The 1,129-nt window shown below is 67.3% G+C and carries 1 protein-coding gene and 1 pseudogene; both read left to right on the plus strand.

The features are described from left to right. The coding region (locus CK222_RS31410) for an ATP-binding cassette domain-containing protein (protein WP_141247186.1) at positions 1–768 on the plus strand (768 nt) is incomplete at its 5' end. Continuing rightward, positions 765–1,129 (plus strand): annotated as a pseudogene (locus tag CK222_RS31415) (ABC transporter permease); the annotation flags it as partial. The gene CK222_RS31410 and the pseudogene CK222_RS31415, both read left to right, overlap by 4 nt.

Here is a 1,129-nt window from a genome sequence, read left to right on the forward strand (position 1 = left end):
CAGCAGATGGGCCAATCGACCCACCGTTCCGGACCACAGCTCAAGCGGCGGCAACGCAGCCCAGAGGGCACGCCGGTGGAATTGGTCGGACCGGACAGCGTCAGGATGGAAATCCGGCCTGGCACCATCCTCGGGCTGGCCGGCGCGCCGGCCGGTCCGACAGGCCTGATAGATCCTCTCGTGGGCGCCGGAAAGGGCGCCGGCTGGCGCCTCGCCGGCGACGGTTTTGGCGAAAGCTTCCCCTCCCCGGCCGCGGCAGCGCGTGCGGGTGTCGGCTTCGTCTCAGGTGACCGGGCGGCAAAGGGCATCCTTTCGCAGCTTCCGATCGTCGACAACGTGCTTGCCGCGCGCAGGGTTCGCGACAAGCGACGGATCGTCGGCGCCGCCGAACGACAGGAATGCTCCGATCTGGTTTCGGCGCTGAAGCTGAAGGCGGGTTCGATCTGGGATCTTCCGGCGTCGCTCTCCGGCGGCAACCAGCAGAAGCTCATCGTTGCGCGCTGGCTCGGATTGCCGCTGCGCATGGTGGTGCTGGAAGAGCCGACGCGCGGCGTCGACATCGGTACCAAGCACGACATCTATGCACTGATACGCGAGATGGCGGACGCCGGAGCGATCATCGTCTGGTGGTCGACCGAGAACGTCGAGCTGCTCGAGCTTTGCGACGTCATTTTCGCCTTCGACACAGACGGGCGCCCGAAGGGGTTTCTCCCGGACGAGCGCTTCACCGAAGACGGGCTCGCCGAGCTGACGGGGATGGCAGCATGACCGACGCAACCAACGGCGCCGCGACGGCCAAGAAGGCCCGGAACGCCAGGACCCGCTCCCCCGGGATCCTTCTGTCCTACCGCACCGAGGCCGCGATCGCCGGCGCGATCGTCGCCCTTTTGCTGGCGGTCGGGATGTTCGTGCCCGCGGCGCTTAGCATGGGCAACGTCCAAAACATCATCCAGGCCGCGGCGCCGCTGGTCGTCATGTCGCTCGGCGTCTTCCTGGTGGTGGTCACCGGCGGCATCGATCTTTCGGTCGGCTCGGTGTTCTCGCTGACCGGAATGGTCACGGCGCTGGCAATGGCCAATGGCGCGAACGATCTGACAGCGAGCCTGGCAGGCCTGGCCGTGGGGCTGGT

Source organism: Mesorhizobium sp. WSM3866 (genome assembly GCF_002294795.1).
GTDB lineage: Bacteria > Pseudomonadota > Alphaproteobacteria > Rhizobiales > Rhizobiaceae > Mesorhizobium.